The organism is Streptomyces sp. WI03-4A (genome assembly GCF_033792105.1).
Classification (GTDB): domain Bacteria; phylum Actinomycetota; class Actinomycetes; order Streptomycetales; family Streptomycetaceae; genus Streptomyces; species Streptomyces collinus_A.
This window is the reverse complement of the sequence record NZ_JARAUO010000026.1, coordinates 94,864-112,064: the sequence shown is the minus strand read 5'-3', so window position 1 is coordinate 112,064 and position 17,201 is coordinate 94,864. Positions and strand designations below refer to the sequence as shown.

The 17,201-nt window shown below is 69.8% G+C and carries 16 protein-coding genes; 9 read left to right on the top strand and 7 right to left on the bottom strand.

The window, feature by feature from the left end:
- Positions 1–379: 379 nt before the first annotated feature.
- Entirely contained in the window at positions 380–2,383 is a 2,004-nt protein-coding gene (gene dnaA, locus PV343_RS24780; protein ID WP_319149152.1) for a chromosomal replication initiator protein DnaA, read from the bottom strand.
- A gap of 375 nt (positions 2,384–2,758) precedes the next feature.
- On the opposite strand from dnaA, the gene rpmH reads away from it, so the two are divergent.
- From rpmH to PV343_RS24735, 9 genes are all read left to right on the top strand, one after another.
- A complete protein-coding gene (gene rpmH, locus PV343_RS24775; RefSeq protein ID WP_003975051.1) occupies positions 2,759–2,896 on the top strand; it encodes a 50S ribosomal protein L34 in 138 nt (45 codons plus the stop codon).
- 21 nt (positions 2,897–2,917) lie between these two features.
- The gene (gene rnpA / locus PV343_RS24770; protein WP_319149151.1) at positions 2,918–3,289 is read left to right on the top strand and encodes a ribonuclease P protein component; all 372 of its coding nucleotides are present in this window, start codon (positions 2,918–2,920) and stop codon (positions 3,287–3,289) included.
- Positions 3,286–3,651 carry a membrane protein insertion efficiency factor YidD gene (gene yidD, locus PV343_RS24765; protein WP_133922570.1) on the top strand — a complete coding sequence of 122 codons (366 nt, stop codon included), beginning with the start codon at positions 3,286–3,288 and terminating at the stop codon, positions 3,649–3,651. The genes rnpA and yidD overlap by 4 nt, the downstream gene beginning before the upstream one ends.
- Before the next feature lie 3 nt (positions 3,652–3,654).
- Entirely contained in the window at positions 3,655–4,923 is a 1,269-nt protein-coding gene (gene yidC, locus PV343_RS24760; protein WP_319149150.1) for a membrane protein insertase YidC, read from the top strand.
- Between the two features lie 15 nt (positions 4,924–4,938).
- Positions 4,939–5,451 carry a protein jag gene (locus PV343_RS24755; protein ID WP_020941102.1) on the top strand — a complete coding sequence of 171 codons (513 nt, stop codon included), beginning with the start codon at positions 4,939–4,941 and terminating at the stop codon, positions 5,449–5,451.
- A 118-nt stretch (positions 5,452–5,569) separates the two neighbouring features.
- A complete protein-coding gene (gene rsmG, locus PV343_RS24750; protein ID WP_319149148.1) occupies positions 5,570–6,286 on the top strand; it encodes a 16S rRNA (guanine(527)-N(7))-methyltransferase RsmG in 717 nt (238 codons plus the stop codon).
- 288 nt (positions 6,287–6,574) lie between these two features.
- Positions 6,575–7,648, top strand: coding sequence for a ParA family protein (locus tag PV343_RS24745; protein WP_319149162.1), 1,074 nt, complete (start codon positions 6,575–6,577; stop codon positions 7,646–7,648).
- Positions 7,645–8,742 (top strand): ParB/RepB/Spo0J family partition protein, encoded by a 1,098-nt coding sequence (locus PV343_RS24740; protein WP_319149147.1) that lies wholly within the window; start codon positions 7,645–7,647, stop codon positions 8,740–8,742. Before PV343_RS24745 ends, PV343_RS24740 begins: the two co-directional genes overlap by 4 nt.
- Positions 8,743–9,058: 316 nt before the next feature.
- On the top strand, positions 9,059–9,676 hold the full coding sequence (locus tag PV343_RS24735; protein WP_319149145.1) for a GNAT family N-acetyltransferase: 618 nt from the start codon (positions 9,059–9,061) through the stop codon (positions 9,674–9,676).
- Between the two features lie 102 nt (positions 9,677–9,778).
- Here the strand turns inward: PV343_RS24735 and trxA are convergent, their stop codons facing one another.
- The 6 genes from trxA to murJ all read right to left on the bottom strand — a co-directional run bounded on the left by trxA (position 9,779) and on the right by murJ (position 17,166).
- Positions 9,779–10,108 (bottom strand): thioredoxin, encoded by a 330-nt coding sequence (gene trxA / locus PV343_RS24730; protein ID WP_319149144.1) that lies wholly within the window; start codon positions 10,106–10,108, stop codon positions 9,779–9,781.
- 49 nt (positions 10,109–10,157) lie between these two features.
- Positions 10,158–11,129, bottom strand: coding sequence for a thioredoxin-disulfide reductase (trxB, locus tag PV343_RS24725; RefSeq protein ID WP_020941096.1), 972 nt, complete (start codon positions 11,127–11,129; stop codon positions 10,158–10,160).
- 171 nt (positions 11,130–11,300) lie between these two features.
- Entirely contained in the window at positions 11,301–12,227 is a 927-nt protein-coding gene (locus tag PV343_RS24720) for an anti-sigma factor family protein (protein ID WP_319149143.1), read from the bottom strand.
- Complete coding sequence (sigM, locus tag PV343_RS24715; protein WP_319149142.1) at positions 12,224–12,973, bottom strand: RNA polymerase sigma factor SigM; 750 nt, start codon at positions 12,971–12,973, stop codon at positions 12,224–12,226. Before sigM ends, PV343_RS24720 begins: the two co-directional genes overlap by 4 nt.
- A gap of 22 nt (positions 12,974–12,995) precedes the next feature.
- Positions 12,996–14,693, bottom strand: coding sequence for a protein kinase family protein (locus PV343_RS24710; protein ID WP_319149141.1), 1,698 nt, complete (start codon positions 14,691–14,693; stop codon positions 12,996–12,998).
- Positions 14,694–14,811: 118 nt separating this feature from the next.
- A complete protein-coding gene (gene murJ / locus PV343_RS24705) occupies positions 14,812–17,166 on the bottom strand; it encodes a murein biosynthesis integral membrane protein MurJ (protein WP_319149140.1) in 2,355 nt (784 codons plus the stop codon).
- Positions 17,167–17,201: the final 35 nt, after the last annotated feature.

The following is a 17,201-nucleotide window of genomic DNA, read 5'->3' as shown; positions in this document are numbered from 1 at the left end:
GCAGCTCGGGACAACTTGGCGGTCCCCAGGATGTGGACGCGAGAAAGTCACCGAATCTGTGGAGGGAGGCCGTAACCCGGCGGCTAATCGAACACAAGATGTCGGGCCGGAGACGGTCCACAGGGTGTGTGAGGGGGTGTGAGGGCACCTGCGGCCCCTCGGTCGGCGGCGTCGGGGCGTCCATCGGCGGCGTCGCGGCGCCCGCAGGAGGCGTTCCGGGTATGCGCAGGAGGCGTCCGGAGGTGTCCAGCGGCGTCCAACGGCGCCCCAGGGCCTCGGTAGCCGTGGCGGAAGCGCCTGAGGGCGTCCCCGCGGAAACGCCCGAGGGCGCCCCGGGAGGAGATCCCCGGGGCGCCCTCAGGCGCTGTCGTACCGCCCGTCAGCCGTTCTTGATGCGGTTCGTGAGCTCGGTGACCTGGTTGTAGATCGAGCGCCGCTCGGCCATCAGCGCGCGGATCTTGCGGTCCGCGTGCATCACCGTCGTGTGGTCGCGGCCGCCGAACTGCGCCCCGATCTTGGGCAGCGAGAGGTCCGTCAGCTCACGGCACAGGTACATGGCGATCTGGCGCGCCGTCACCAGCGCCCGGCCGCGCGAGGTTCCGCACAGGTCCTCGACCGTGAGCCCGAAGTAGTCGGCGGTCGCCCCCATGATGGCCGTCGCCGTGATCTCCGGCGCCGAGTCCTCGCCGCCCGGGATCAGGTCCTTCAGCACGATCTCCGTCAGGCCCAGGTCCACCGGCTGCCGGTTGAGCGACGCGAACGCCGTCACCCGGATCAGCGCGCCCTCCAGCTCACGGATGTTCCGCGAGATCCGCGAGGCGATGAACTCCAGTACCTCCGGCGGGGCGTTGAGCTGCTCCTGCACCGCCTTCTTGCGCAGGATCGCGATACGCGTCTCCAGCTCGGGCGGCTGGACGTCCGTGATCAGGCCCCACTCGAAGCGGTTGCGCAGCCGGTCCTCCAGCGTCACCAGTTGCTTGGGCGGCCGGTCGGAGGACAGCACGATCTGCTTGTTGGCGTTGTGGAGCGTGTTGAAGGTGTGGAAGAACTCCTCCTGCGTCGACTCCTTGTCCGCGAGGAACTGGATGTCGTCGACCAGCAGGATGTCCATCTCGCGGTAGCGCTTGCGGAAGCTGTCGCCCTTGCCGTCGCGGATGGAGTTGATGAACTCGTTGGTGAACTCCTCCGAGCTGACGTACCGCACCCGCGTGCCCGGGTAGAGGCTGCGCGCGTAGTGCCCGATCGCGTGCAGCAGGTGGGTCTTGCCGAGCCCCGACTCCCCGTAGATGAACAGGGGGTTGTACGCCTTCGCGGGCGCCTCGGCGACCGCCACCGCGGCCGCGTGCGCGAACCGGTTGGAGGCACCGATGACGAAGGTGTCGAAGAGGTACTTCGGGTTCAGCCGGGCGGTCGGCTCCCCGGGGCCGCTCGCCGGCGCGGGCTTCGCCGCCGGCGGACCGGGCGCACCGCTGCCGCCTGCCGACGGCAGGTCGGGACGGCCGGGACCGCCCCGGTGTGCGGGTCCGGCGCCGGCCGGTGACTCGGGCAGCTCACGGCGGACCGGGTCGCGCTGGTCGTACTCGGCGCGCGGAGCGTGGTAGTCGGACCGGTCGGGACGGTCGTAGTCCGGCCGGTCCTGGCGCTCGTAGTCCGGCCGGTCCTGGCGGTCGTACTCGGGCCGGTCCTGGCGCTTGTATTCGGAGCGCTCCGGACGGTCGTAGTCGGGGCGCGGGGCGTCGTACTCGCCGCGCTTCGGCTCGTACGACGGACGGTCCACGCTCTGCGGGCGGTAGTCCTGGGACGGCGTGCCGTAGGAGTCCTGCGACGGCGACGCGTAGGGGTCGCGCTCGGGGAAGCCGAGACGCTGCTGCTGCCAGCCGTAGTCGTCCCGCCCGGACCGCGGCCAGGCACCGGGCTCGGGGCGCTGGTACTCGGACGGATAGGCGGGGCGGGCGGTCGGCATCTGCTCGCCGCGGGGTCCCGGCTCGCCGCCCGGCAGCGGCTCGGCGGCGCGGTGCCGGCCGTAGCCCTCGTACGCGGAGGGGGGCTCCGGCTCCTCGTGGCGCTGCGGCTGGGCGGGGGGCGACTGCGAGGCCGGTGGCTCGCCCGCGGAGTCGTCCACGGTGATCGCGATACGGATGGGGCGGCCGCACTCGCGGCTCAGGGTCTCGCTCACGACCGGCGCGAGACGGCCCTCCAGTACGTTCTTCGCAAATTCGTTCGGCACGGCGAGCAGAGCGGTGTCCGCGACCAGCGCCAGCGGCTGGCAGCGCCGGATCCAGTGCTCGTCCTTCGCCTCCACACCCTGCCCGCGGCCCTCGCCGAGGAGCTGGTCCAGTACGCGTGGCCACACTGCGGCAAGATCGGCAGGTACGTCAGCCACAGGGCACGCTCTCTCAGCAGGTCCCACGAACGTGTGGTTCGCGGACGGGTCGGGATGTAAATCGGTTCGGCCGGGGATAAAGGAACGAATCGGAGTTCAGCCACGGTAGTCAGCGCGGCCGCTACGGTTCAAGTTGTTGTCCCCAGCCTGTGGACAGTGTCCCTCCGCCGCCCTCGGTTTGACCGGATGGCGTAGCCGCGCGTACCGTAACCAGGTCGAGTTGTCGATGGCTGCTGCCGCCTGCCTCCGATGGGCACAGATCACTTCAGGTGATCGGGAAGCGGTGCACTCGGGCGTGACGCGAGCTACTCGTGGGCGCACGGTGACAGCCAGGACGGCACCCCGCCACCACCGATTCTTTTCTGGAGCCCCCGAGTGAGCAAGCGCACCTTCCAGCCGAACAACCGTCGTCGCGCGAAGACCCACGGCTTCCGGCTGCGTATGCGGACCCGTGCCGGCCGCGCGATTCTCGCGACCCGCCGTAGCAAGGGTCGCGCCCGCCTGTCCGCCTGATCCCGATCAGGTCATGACATCGTGCTGCCCACCGAGAACCGGCTGAGGCGGCGCGAGGACTTCGCGACCGCTGTACGACGAGGTCGCCGGGCTGGTCGCCCGACACTCGTCGTCCACCTTCGAAGCGGTGCCACGGACCCGCACGCGCCTGGGGAGAGCGCTCCCCCGACGCGTGCGGGTTTCGTCGTGAGCAAGGCCGTGGGTGGCGCGGTCGTGCGCAACCAAGTGAAGCGCAGACTTCGCCATCTGATGCGTGACCGAGTCGCCCTGTTTCCCCCCGGTAGCCTGGTAGTCGTACGAGCGCTGCCCGGAGCGGGCGACGCAGACCACGCACAGCTGGCCCGAGACCTGGACGCCGCCGTTCAGCGGCTGCTGGGAGGGGGCGCGCGATGAAGTACCCGCTACTGGCCCTGATCAAGCTGTACCAGTGGACGATCAGTCCCCTGCTGGGGCCGGTGTGCAAGTACTACCCGTCGTGCTCCCATTACGGCTACACGGCCATCGACCGGCACGGTGCGATCAAGGGAACGGCACTCACCGCCTGGCGCATCCTCCGGTGCAACCCGTGGTCGCTCGGCGGTGTGGACCATGTCCCGCCGCGCAAGCGCCCGCGGTGGCACGAACTGCTGCGCGACGCATGGCGCGCACGCAAGGGCGGGACCTCCGCCGCCGAACCGGCCCTCGAGGACAAGCCGATCTCCGATCACCCTTCGAGCCCGGCCGCAGAGACCTCGTCCCATGCCCAAGGAGCATGATTAGTGGACACGATTGCCAGCCTCTTCAGCTTCATCACGACACCAGTCTCCTGGGTCATCGTCCAGTTCCACGCGGTGTACGGCGCCATCTTCGGCCCCGACACCGGATGGGCCTGGGGCCTGTCCATCGTGTCCCTGGTGATCCTGATCCGCATCTGTCTGATCCCGCTCTTCGTGAAGCAGATCAAGGCGACCCGGGCGATGCAGACGCTCCAGCCCGAGATGAAGAAGATCCAGGAGCGCTACAAGAACGACAAGCAGCGTCAGTCCGAAGAGATGATGAAGCTGTACAAGGAGTCGGGCACCAACCCGCTCTCCTCGTGCCTTCCCATCCTGGCGCAGTCCCCGTTCTTCTTCGCCCTGTACCACGTGCTCAACGGCATCGCCTCGGGCCAGACCATCGGCGTCATCAACGACCAGCTGCTGGAGAGCGCGCGTAAGGCGCACATCTTCGGGGCCCCGCTGGCCGCGAAGTTCAAGGACAGCGCCGACACCATCCACGCCCTGGGCGCCTCGGTCGCCGACGTCCGCGTCGTGACCGTGATCATGATCGTCCTGATGTCGGCGTCGCAGTTCTACACGCAGCGCCAGCTGATGACGAAGAACGTCGACACCACGGTGAAGACGCCGTTCATGCAGCAGCAGAAGATGCTGATGTACGTCTTCCCGATCATGTTCGCCGTCTTCGGTATCAACTTCCCGGTCGGTGTCCTCGTCTACTGGCTGACCACCAACGTGTGGACCATGGGCCAGCAGATGTACGTGATCCACAACAACCCGACCCCGGGTTCCAAGGCCCAGGCCGCCTACCTGGAGCGCCTGACCAAGCACGTGACGACCCACGGCAAGGTCCGCCGCCGCAGCGAGAAGACCATCGTCAAGGCGATCGTCGCCAAGGGCCGCGACCGCAACGAGTCCGAGCGCAAGTTCATCAACGCGCTGACCAAGGCCGGCCTCGCCGCCGCCGCCGACGGCACCGTGGCGAAGAGCGAGAGCCAGACCGTGGTGCAGGCCGAGGACGGCACGACCACCACCGTGGCGGCGCGGCGCCAGCAGCCCAAGCGGCAGAGCAAGGCCCAGCGCCAGTCCGGGCCGAAGCAGCCCGGCGACGCCCCCGCGACCACCTCGCTGGAGAAGGCCGACGACCCGCAGGACAACACACCCGCCGCTCCCAAGCAGCCCCAGAAGCCCGGCTCCGGCACCCGCAGCAAGGCCCAGTCCGGCCAGCGCAAGGGTGGCCCGCAGCGGCCCAAGTCCCCGTCCAAGAAGTAAGAAGGAGTCCATCCCGTGACGGAAGGCACCACCTCCGCCGCTGCCGAGGGTGCAGACACCCTCACCCGCCTCGAGCAGGAGGGTGAGATCGCGGCGGACTACCTGGAGGGTCTGCTGGACATCGCCGACCTCGACGGCGACATCGACATGGACGTCGAGGCCGATCGTGCCTCCGTGTCGATCATCAGCGACACCGGCGGCCGTGACCTGCAGAAGCTGGTCGGCCGGGACGGCGAGGTGCTGGAGGCACTCCAGGAGCTGACGCGCCTGGCCGTGCACCGGGAGACCGGGGACCGCAGCCGGCTCATGCTGGACATCGCGGGTTACCGGGCCAAGAAGCGCGCCGAGCTGTCCGAGCTGGGCGCCAAGGCCGCTGCCGAGGTCAAGAGCTCGGGCGAGCCCATGAAGCTCAAGCCCATGTCCCCGTTCGAGCGCAAGGTCGTGCACGACGCGATCAAGGCGGCCGGACTGCGCAGCGAGTCCGAGGGCGAGGAGCCGCAGCGCTTCGTCGTCGTGCTTCCCGCCTGATCGGCTCCCCCCGCTTCACCGGCCCCGTCTGTTGAGCAGGCGGGGCCGAATTTTGTCAGCCTGGTAGTTCTGGTGGTCGGCGCGCGAAGCGCCGGCGCTGTACGGAAGGACGGTCCCCGTGACGGAGGCAGCGGAGCTTCCCCCCGCGCCCGAGCAGGCGCGGGAAGTGTTCGGTGAGCGCTTCGCCGATGCGGTCCGCTATGCGGAGCTGCTGGCCGAGGCGGGCGTGCAGCGTGGGCTGATCGGCCCGCGCGAAGTCCCCCGGCTGTGGGAGCGGCACCTGCTGAACTGCGCGGTCCTCTCGGAGGTGGTTCCCGAGGGGGTGACGGTGTGCGACGTCGGCTCGGGCGCCGGCCTGCCGGGTATTCCGCTGGCCCTGGTCCGCGAAGACCTGAACATCACCCTGCTGGAGCCCCTGCTGCGGCGGACCACCTTCCTTACGGAGGTCGTCGAGCTGCTGGGTCTGGACCACGTCACCGTGGTGCGGGGCCGGGCCGAGGAGGTCATGGGCAAGCTGCCGCCGGTCCATGTGGTGACCGCCCGTGCCGTGGCGCCGCTGGACCGCCTGGCCACCTGGGGCATCCCGCTGCTGCGTCCCTACGGCGAGATGCTGGCACTGAAGGGGGACACCGCCGAGGAGGAGCTGAAGGCTGCGGCCACCGCCCTCAGCAAGCTTGGCGCGGTATCGACCTCGATCCTGCATGTGGGCGACGGCGTGGTGGATCCCCCGTCCACGGTGGTGCGCGTCGAGGTGGGTGAGAGCCCGGGTGGTGTGCGCTTCGCCGCCAAGCGGGCCAAGGCGGCCCGTACGGGCCGGGCTCGGCGTCGTCGCTGACCCGGCGACGTCACCGTTCCTGATCCGTACCGGCGACGAGACGTACTCCACACAAGCTGCCGAACCCACGCAAGCCGGAGTGTCGCAGAGATCCGGTCGCCGATGCTGTGCATCGTGTTTCACGTGAAACGTCGCTCACTGCTGCACGGCATCATCACTCGCGGTCGAGCCGCGGCCGAACCTCGCGACCGAAAGCCCCTCGGTTCACTCGGAGGGGCCTCGGAGTTGTCCACAGAGGTGGATTTCTCCACAGAACAACAGGCCTCACTGGTTCATGACCCCGAAGACATGGGAGGCTCTGTTCATTGCGAGCCTGAAGTCGAGGAGAGTGAATCCTTGCGGTCCGACGCCAACATCGCGGGACCGATGACCGATCCGGTCCCCGGTCCCCGTACCGAGTCGATGGGGACGGATGTTTCACGTGAAACACCGTCCCCGATGGACGACACTCCCATCGGTCGTGCTGCCCAGCTGGCGGTGGAAGCTCTGGGCCGCGCCGGCGAAGGTCTGCCGCGCCCCGAGCAGACCCGGGTCATCGTGGTCGCCAACCAGAAGGGCGGCGTGGGGAAGACGACGACCACCGTCAATCTGGCCGCTTCGCTGGCTCTGCACGGCGGCCGCGTCCTCGTGATCGACCTCGACCCGCAGGGCAACGCGTCCACGGCGCTGGGGATCGACCACCACGCCGACGTCCCGTCCATCTATGACGTGCTGGTGGAGAGCAGGCCGCTTGCCGAGGTGGTCCAGCCCGTTCCGGACGTCGAGGGACTTTTTTGTGCCCCGGCCACCATCGATCTCGCCGGTGCCGAGATCGAGCTGGTGTCCCTGGTGGCGCGTGAGAGCCGGCTCCAGCGGGCGATCCAGGCGTACGAGCAGCCGCTGGACTATGTCCTCATCGACTGTCCGCCGTCGCTCGGTCTGCTGACGGTCAACGCGCTCGTCGCGGGCCAGGAGGTCCTCATTCCCATCCAGTGCGAGTACTACGCGCTGGAAGGGCTCGGCCAACTGCTGCGCAACGTGGACCTGGTGCGTGGGCATCTCAACCCCACGCTGCATGTATCGACCATCCTGCTCACCATGTACGACGGCCGGACGCGTCTCGCCTCGCAGGTCGCGGACGAGGTGCGCACCCACTTCGGCGACGAGGTGCTGCGGACGAGCATTCCCCGCTCGGTCCGTATCTCCGAGGCGCCGAGCTACGGGCAGACGGTGCTGACTTACGATCCTGGATCGAGCGGTGCCCTCTCGTACCTCGAGGCGGCCCGAGAAATCGCGCTGAGGGGCGTCGGCATCAGCTACGACGCGAGCCAGGCCCACATCGGCGCCCAGAACGACCCGAACATGGTGGAGGGGATCCAGTGAGCGAGCGACGGAGGGGGCTGGGCCGTGGACTCGGCGCCCTGATCCCGGCTGCCCCGACCGAGAAGAACCCGGCTCCGGCCGCGATCGGCAGTGGCCCGTCCGTACCCGCGGCAGCCGCCCCGGTGCTGACGAGCGACCGAGGGGTCGCCGCGGCGAAGGTGGCCACCCTGCCGCCCGTCGCGCAGGAACCCGAGGAGCCGCCGGCTAGCCCCGTCGCGGAGGCGCCCGCAGCTCCGGTGGGTGCCCACTTCGCGGAGATCCCCCTCGACTCCATCACGCCGAACCCGCGCCAGCCGCGTGAGGTCTTCGACGAGGACGCGCTGCACGAGCTGGTCACCTCCATCCAGGAGGTCGGTCTCCTCCAGCCCGTCGTCGTACGGCAGCTCGGGCCCGCCCGCTACGAGCTGATTATGGGTGAGCGCCGCTGGCGGGCCTGCCGTGAGGCCGGTCTCGAGGCCATCCCGGCGATCGTCCGGGCCACCGACGACGAGAAGCTCCTTCTGGACGCCCTGCTGGAGAACCTGCACCGGGCTCAGCTGAACCCGCTGGAAGAGGCAGCCGCCTACGACCAGCTGCTGAAGGACTTCAACTGCACGCACGACCAGCTGGCCGATCGCATCGGGCGTTCCCGTCCGCAGGTCTCCAACACCCTGCGGCTGCTGAAGCTGTCACCGGCGGTCCAGCGCCGGGTCGCCGCCGGAGTCCTCTCCGCCGGACACGCCCGCGCACTGCTCTCCGTCGAGGACTCCGAGGAGCAGGACCGGCTGGCCCATCGGATCGTGGCCGAGGGCCTCTCCGTGCGGGCTGTCGAGGAGATCGTGACCCTGATGGGCTCGCGGCCGCAGGCCACTCAGCGGTCCAAGGGCCCGCGCGCCGGTGGCCGTGTCTCGCCCGCCCTGAGCGAGCTCGCCACCCGTCTCTCGGACCGCTTCGAGACCCGGGTGAAGGTCGACCTCGGGCAGAAGAAGGGCAAGATCACCGTCGAGTTCGCCTCCATGGAGGACCTGGAGCGGATCCTCGGCACGCTCGCCCCGGGCGAGGGGCCGGTTCTCAAGGGTGTGCACGAGGACGAATCCCAGGAGCAGGACGACTGAGCTCCAAGTGATCACGAGTGATCACACTCGAAGCGCCGAGAAGCGGATCGTGTCCGGTGGGTACCGGTACGCGGTCCGCTCTTTGCTTTGAGGCAGTATCGAGGGAATCGCATCGTGGCTACGATGCGAAAGGTATGGCGCATCCACCTGGCAGATCTCTGAGTGGGGAGACGCGATCGATGAGCCGCACCGGACTGGTGGGCGCGGGACTGAGCCTCGGGGCGGTCGGCGGATTCGTCGGCGCCCTGCTCAGGGAACGGAGCGCTCTGACAGCCGCTCGCGACATCGCGGGCGAAGGAAGCGAGGATCAGTCTTCATGGGGCGCCGGCTCGTACCGCTCACGCTGGACAACCTTGAGGACCTTCCCCAGCGCTGTCGCTCGTGTGTCTTCTGGGAACTGGATCCCGTCAGTGGCGAAGCCGCGCTGAAGGCGGGTACCGCCGCTCCGGAGAAGGAGGCCTGGATCTCCGCCGTCCTGCTGGACTGGGGATCGTGCGGCCGGGTGGTCTACGTCGACGACGTCCCCGTGGGCTTCGTGCTCTACGCCCCGCCGGCCTATGTGCCACGATCCTCGGCGTTCCCGACGAGTCCGGTGTCACCGGATGCCGTCCAGCTCATCACGGCGTTCATCATGCCCGGCTACCAGGGGCAGGGGCTGGGCCGCGTGATGGTGCAGACGGTCGCCAAGGATCTGCTGCGTCGGGGCTTCAAGGCGATCGAGGCGTTCGGGGACTCCCGCTGGAAGGAGCCCGCGTGTCTGCTTCCCGCCGACCACCTCCTGGCGGTGGGGTTCAAGACGGTCAGGCAGCACCCTGCGCACCCCCGTCTACGCCTGGAGCTGCGTTCCACGCTCTCCTGGAGGGAAGACGTGGAGCTGGCCCTGGACCGGCTCCTGGGAGCCGTTCAGAAGGAGCCCGCGCTGCGGCCGCTCTAGAGCCGGCATCTGGACCACATACGAATGGGCCAACCCGTTGGGGTTGGCCCATTCGTGTTTCACGTGAAACATGCGCCGCCGCTCGGCGGCACCGCCCGACTACTAGGCGATGAAGTCTTCGAGGTCACGCACGATGGCGGCCTTCGGCTTGGCGCCGACGATGGTCTTGGCGACCTCGCCACCCTGGTAGACGTTCAGGGTCGGGATCGACATGACGCCGTACTTGGCGGCGGTACCCGGGTTCTCGTCGATGTTGAGCTTGACGATCTCGATCTTGTCGCCGTACTCGGCGGCGATCGCCTCGAGCGACGGGGCGATCTGGCGGCACGGGCCGCACCAGGCGGCCCAGAAGTCCACCAGGACGGGCTTCTCGCTCTTGAGGACGTCCTGCTCGAAGGAGTCGTCGGTCACATTCTTCAGGGTGCCGGCCACGGCGGGCTCCTTAACTTGGTTCGTGCGGTGGGGCGGGGCGAGGGAGAGGTCAGACGGCGGCGGTCTTCTCGGGCTCGGCCTTGTCCTCGTCGGCGAGAGCGGCGAGGAAGCGCTCGGCGTCGAGGGCGGCCGAGCAGCCGGTGCCGGCCGCGGTGATCGCCTGTCGGTAGGTGTGGTCGACCACGTCACCGGCGCCGAAGACACCGGTCACATTGGTGCGGGTGGACGGAGCGGCGACCTTCAGGTAGCCCTCCTCGTCCAGGTCAAGCTGGCCCTTGAACAGCTCGGTGCGCGGGTCGTGGCCGATCGCGATGAACAGACCCGTCACGGGCAGGTCCGAGAGCTCGCCGGTCTTGACGTTGCGCAGCTTGAGGCCGGAGAGCTTCTGGTCGCCCTGGACCTCGGCGACCTCGCTGTCCCAGACGAACTTGATCTTCGGGTCACCGAAGGCGCGCTCCTGCATCGCCTTGGAGGCGCGCAGGGTGTCACGGCGGTGGACGATGGTCACGGACTTGGCGAACCGGGAGAGGAAGGTCGCTTCCTCCATCGCGGTGTCGCCGCCGCCGATCACGGCGATGTCCTGGTCCTTGAAGAAGAACCCGTCACAGGTGGCACACCAGGAGACGCCACGACCGGAGAGAGCGTCCTCGTTCGGCAGGCCGAGCTTGCGGTGCTGGGAGCCCGTGGTGACGATGACGGCCTTCGCCCGGTGGACCGTGCCCGCGGTGTCGGTGACGGTCTTGATCTCACCGGTCAGGTCGACGGAGACGATGTCGTCCGGAACCAGCTCGGCGCCGAAGCGCTCGGCCTGCGCCCGCATGTTGTCCATGAGGTCGGGACCCATGATGCCGTCACGGAAGCCGGGGAAGTTCTCCACCTCGGTGGTGTTCATCAGCGCACCACCGGCGGTGACTGCGCCTTCGAACACCAGGGGCTTCAGCGACGCGCGCGCGGTGTAGAGCGCCGCCGTGTAGCCTGCGGGCCCGGAGCCGATGATGATCACGTTACGGACGTCGCTCACGGCTTGATTCCTCGTCTCTGGTCTGCGTCTGTCGACCGGTGAGAGCTCCTTTCGGAACTCTCACCCCACCCAACGGATCCTAAGGGGCGCGCATTCCCGGTGTGTCCGCGCACACGGGGAACGCACACAGTACGGATGGCCGCAGGGTCTCAGGCGAATCCCCGTGCGGGTTCAGGAACGCGGGAAGGACTGCTGGAGCAGCACCGTGCCGGCGGTGGCGGGCTTCCCGCCGACGCAGGCCGCGTCGATGACGTAGGCCGTCACCTTGGCGGTGTCATGGGCGTCGGGGACCACGACGAGGTAGGCGCTCTTGCCGGCGTAGGTGCCCGTCTTGGCGCCGAGGACGCTGCCGTCGCGGTGGATCGCCTGCCGCACGCAGTCCGGGACCGAGGGCTGGGTCTGGAGCAGGGTGTTCGCGCTCTGGGCCGGCGTCGGGGTGACCTGTTCCGTCCCGACACCCGAGCGTGGCTGCTTGCCCGTCTGCGGCCCGAGCAGATCGTTCACCTGGCTCTGCACGCTGTCGCCGGAGAAGGCGCCTGCGGACGACGTCGGCGTACCGTGTGCCGTGGTGTCGGAGCCGCCGCCGTGGAGGGACTGCAGGACGAGCGTTCCGGCGCCGAGAACGGCGGCGGTGAGCACGGCACCCAGGGCGACGGTCCTCCGGCGCCGGCCGCGATCGCGCCCCTTCCGTCCTGGCCCGGTCGCCGTGTGTGGCCGGCCGGCCGGGCGGTCCGCCGGTACCGATGTTTCACGTGAAACAGCCACACCGGGGCCCCCACCGGTGTGGTCTCCGGTCTTTCCGGTCTCGGAGACCAGCACAGGCGAGTCCAGAGCCTTGGGCGCGGTGGAAGCCAGCAGCGCTTCCGCGGCGAGCGCGGCGTCGATACGGCCGGCGACGTCGGCCGGCATGCGGGGCGGGCCCGGCACGGCGCCCAGCAGCCCGCGGATCTCCTCCAGCGAGGCGTGCACGTCCGCACACAGCTCGCATGCGTCGAGGTGGCGCCGTACCTCCGTGCTCCGTGCCGAAGGAAGGATGCCTTCGGTGAGGTCGGAGATCTCGGCGACATCCGGGTGCCCGGCCGTGTCTGTCGAAGTCACGCTCGCCCACCTCCGCCCTTCGCAACGGCTGAATCGCTTGGCCCTGTATTCGGGGAGTTCCCGTACGGGGACCCCGTTGACGGTGGGACGGATGTCCCCTGCACCCGGTTCCGTCCCGGCCCGGTTTCTTTTCGGTCCCCGCTCACGTCCTCGCCGAGGTCCTCGGCGGCTCCTGGCCGCAGATGGGTGAGCAGCGGGAGGAGCCTGGCCCGGCCCCGGGCGCACCGGCTCTTGACGGTGCCTGTGGGGACGTCGAGCATCCGGGCGGCCTCGGCCACGGGGTAGCCCTGCATGTCCACCAGCACGAGGGCGGCGCGCTGCTCGTACGGCAACGTGCCGAGCGCCTCCAGGAGCTGCCGGTGCACGTCGTTGCGCTCGGCCGGGGCGGAAGCGGACTCGTGCGGCTCCAGCAGCTGTTCGAGACGCTCGGTGTCGTCGACCGGAGCGGTCTTCCGGGTGGCGGCCTTACGCGCGCGGTCCAGGCAGGCGTTCACGGTGATCCGGTGCAGCCAGGTCGTGACGGCCGACTGTCCCCGGAAGGTGTGAGCGGCCCGGTAGGCCGACACCAGGGCGTCCTGAACGGCGTCAGCGGCTTCCTCCCGGTCCCCCAGGGTTCGCAACGCCACCGCCCAGAGCCGGTCCCGATGCCGCCGCACGATCTCCCCGAAGGCATCGGGATCGCCTTCCACGTGGCGGGCGAGCAGGTCCTTGTCGCTCACGCCGTCGTATCCGGCGCCCTCTGCCATGTACCCCTCCCGAGTGCAGACCTCAGCTGGTCACCTTGATGTCCGCTACTCTGCCCCGCCAGTGCCCCTGACCGTCCGCGGGCAGCTTGGTCAACCACACCAGCAGGTACTGGCTCTTGAGGGACTTGCTCGGCTTCAGCACCACGGTGGTGCCCGAGCCGCCGGCGGCCTTGGTGTACGCGTCGAACGACGTCGGCTCCGATCCCGCGTCCGCGCTCGCGGCGCGCAGCTCGACGGACGTCTCTCCCACGAAGGAGACCGTCACCTTGCCGACCTGCTGGGCCTTGCCCAGGTCGAGAATGACACCGACGCCCGACTTCAGGTTGCCGAACTGCGGGCTCAGGTAGAAGTCCGTCTGCCAGTAGGTCGAGGCGCTGCTGTCGTAGGCGTTCCCTATGCCTTCCGGCTTCTCGGAACTGTCTTTTCCGAACGGGTCGAAGTCCCGGGCGCCCTTGATGGCGATGGGCTTGCCAGCGAGCGGCTTCCGCGGACTCTTGTCGCCACCGTCCTGCGTCTGCGTCTTGTCGGTGTCCTCCGACTTGCCGCTGTGGTCCATGAGGGCGTCCGCCAGCTGCCAGCTGCCGAGACCGAGGGCGGCGATGAGGAGGGCGGAGACCGCCCACTTCAGGACCTTGCCGGTGCGGCTCTGCAGCGGGGGCGGCGGGGGCGTGATCGGCTGGGTGGCACCGGGACGCGGCGCGGGACGGCCGTACGTGCCCTGCTGGTAGGTGGTGCGCTGGTAGTCCGGCGGGGCCGTGAACGTGGGCTCCGGCGGGCGGATGCGGGGCATCTCGCCGATCGCCTTGACCAGTTCCTCCGGTGTGGTGCACGGGGCCTCGTGCCGCGAGGCGGTGGCGCCGTCGTTGACCAGGGCGCGCATGGCGAGTTCGGACAGGCCGCGGTGGACACCGGCGCGCACCTGGTCCGGTGCGATCAGGCCGATGTCCTTGGGGAGGCCGGACAGGCCGTAGGCGTCGTTCTCGTACGGCCAGCGCTGGGTGAGCGCCGCGTACAGGAGGGCGCCGATGGACTCGGTGTCGGTGCGTTGCGGGGTGTCGGAGCTGATGCCGCGCAGGGCCGCGTTGACGGCGAGGCCGCGGATGCGCCACTGGCCGGTCGAGGCACGCAGGACGGCGTTCGGGTTCAGCCGCAGATGGGCGAGGCCCTCGCGGTGCGCGGCCGCCATGGCGGAGGCGACCTGACTGACCATCTGGTAGGCGTCGTGCGGCTCCAGCGGTCCTGCGGCCAGCAGGGTGCCCATCTCGGTGGCGTCGGGCAGCCATTCGTGCACGACGTAGACGAGGTCGTTCTCCTCGACGGCGTCCAGGACCTGGACGAAGCGTGGATCGCCGAGCAGCGCGGAGGACCGGGCGGCGGCCAGTACGGAACGGGCCCGCGCATGGTCGGCGGGCAGGATGTGGACACCGACGGCACGACGCAGTTTCTCGTCGACCGCACGCCAGCTGCTGAATCCGTCCAGACGGGTGACGCACTCCTCGAGACGGTAGCGTCTGGCGAGTTTGTGACCGCTGTGCAGTTCAGGCGGTGAGGCCTTCTTACCGGGGCTCTCCGTCCCCTCGCTCCCCTGCCCCTCGTCGCTGTCCGTGCCCCGCTCCGGGTTCTGGGCCACCCCGTCGGCCGTGGACTCCGCCTTGGCGGTCAGCGGCTTGTCACCGCTGTTGTCTGCCACGTCGACGGCAGCCGTGCTGCGTTCCGCCACCGTCGTCCCTGCCTCCCCATCCGTTGCACGCTGTCCGACGCCGAATCCAATTGTGCCCACAGTCGGCCGCTATGCACGACACACAGCGGCGGACGATGGTTGTGCGCCTACCCCCGCCTCAGCGCCCCAGACGCCCGCGCACCATACCCACGAGCGAGTTGAGTTCCTCGATCCGCATCCTGCGGGCGGCCACGAAGAAGACGCCCAGCAGCACCGCCCCGCCGACGATCAGCGCGGCGAGGGAGCCGAGGACGCCCTGGCCGAGGGTGCTCCCGATGCCGTAGCAGGCCGCGCCACTGAGCAGGGCCGCCGGTACCGAGGCGATGGCGAGCCGGGCGTAGGTCCGCATGACCCGTGCTCCGTCCAGGTCACCGCCGAGCCGCTTGCGCAGCCGCCGCCAGGCCACACCCACGCCGATCGCGTAGGCCAGGCCGTAGGAGGCGGCCATGCCGGCCACCGCCCAGCGGGCCGGGAGCAGCAGGTAGCAGAGCCCGGCGGCGCCCGCGTTGAACGCCGCCACGATCACCGTGTTGTAGAAGGGGGTGCGGGTGTCCTCGTAGGCGTAGAAGGCGCGCAGGACGACGTACTGCACCGAGTACGGAATCAGGCCGAGGGCGAAGGCCATCAGCATGTAGCCCATGTTGACGGCGGACGTCGTACCGGCCGAGCCGAAGATCAGGGTGCACATCGGGATGCCGAGCGCGACGAAGCCGAAGGCGATGGGCACGATCGCGACCGCGGTGGTGCGCAGGCCCTGCGAGATGTCGTCCCGCACCGCGCCCGCGTCGCCCTCGGCGGCCGAGCGCGAGATGCGCGGCAGCAGGGCGGCCATCAGGGACACGGTGATGATGGCCTGCGGCAGACCCCAGATGAGCTGGGCGTTGGCGTAGGCGGCGAAGCCGGTGCCCTTGACGCCGGAACCCTTGCCGGCGGCGGTGGACAGCTGGGTGACGACCATGGCGCCCGCCTGGTTGGCGAGGACGAACAGGACCGTCCACTTGGCCAGCATGGCGGCCTTGCCCAGGCCGTGGCCCCTCCAGTCGAACCGCAGCCGGATCCGGAAGCCGGTCTCGCGCAGGTAGGGGATCATCGCCAGGGCCTGCACGACCAGGCCGAGCAGCACACCGACACCGAGCAGGCGCTGACCCTGCGGCGGGATGTTCTCGACGGCCAGGTGGGAGTCGGCCGCGGTGCCGTACACCCAGATGAACGCGCCGAGCGAGACGATGATGACGATGTTGTTGAGGACCGGGGTCCACATCATCGCGCCGAACTTGCCGCGCGCGTTGAGGATCTGACCCATCACCACGTGGATGCCCATGAAGAAGATCGAGGGCAGGAAGTAGCGGGTGAAGGTCACCGCGACACTGTTGGCCGCCGAGTCGGCGGCGATGGTGGGCGACAGCGCCCGCACCAGGTACGGGGCGGCGAACATCGCGAGGCCGGTGAGCGCGGCCAGCGCGACCATGACGAGGGTCAGCAGACGGTTGGCGAAGGCCTCGCCGCCGTCCTCGTCCTCCTTCATGGACCGCACGAGCTGCGGCACGAAGACGGAGTTCAGGCCACCGCCGACGGTGAGGATGTAGATCATCGTCGGCAGCTGGTAGGCGACCTGGAAGGAGTCGGCGAGGAAGCCGAGGCCGAGGGCCGCCGCGATCAGTGCCGAGCGGACGAAACCGGTGAGGCGGGAGACCATCGTGCCCGCCGCCATGACGGCACTGGACTTCAGCAGCCCGGCGGCCTTGCCGCCCTTCTTCGCGGGGGCCGCGGGGGCCTCCGCGGTCTCAGGCTCGGCGGACAGCGTGGCTCCGCCGGGGTCCGGGGCGGCCGCCGGAGCCGGCACCGGGGACTGCCCCGGGGTGCCCGGCACGCCCGGGTAGGAGGCCGCGTAGGGGTTGCCCTGCTGCGGTCCCTGGCCGTACGCCGGCTGGTGGCCCGCCGGGCCGTATCCGGCGCCCGGTGCGGCGGCAGGGCCCGGCACGGCCGGGTCCGCCGGAACGGGGCCGCCGCCCTGCTGCTGGTCCCTGAAGAGGTGCGCGAAGGCGTCCGGCTCGTGGTACTCCTCGCCGGAGTGCGAGACCAGGTCGTCCACGCCCACGAACTGGGTGGTCCGGGGGTCGTCGCCGTGCGGCAGGTACTGGGTGGCGCCACCGTCCGGCTCGGGCGCCGGGGTCTGCGCCCACACACGGGGGTCGGGCGCGTACGGCGACTGCGCCGGCGGCGCGTACAGCGGCTGCTGCGGCTCGTAACTGCCGGGCGCCGGCGGCGGGTGTGCGGCACGGTCGTAGAGCGCCTCGGCGACCGGGTCCTGGGCGGTCAGGTCCTGCCCCCGGTAGGGGTCCTGGTCGTAGGCGTCCTGGAGGTACATGTCAGCCGCGTGCTGCGGCGGCACCTGGCCGGGCTCCGGCGGCGGCTCGGGGTAGCCCGAGCCGGCCGCGCCCTGGCCGCGATCACCGTCGTACGGCGCGTTCATGGTTACCCCACCTCATCGTCCCGGGCCACACCGGC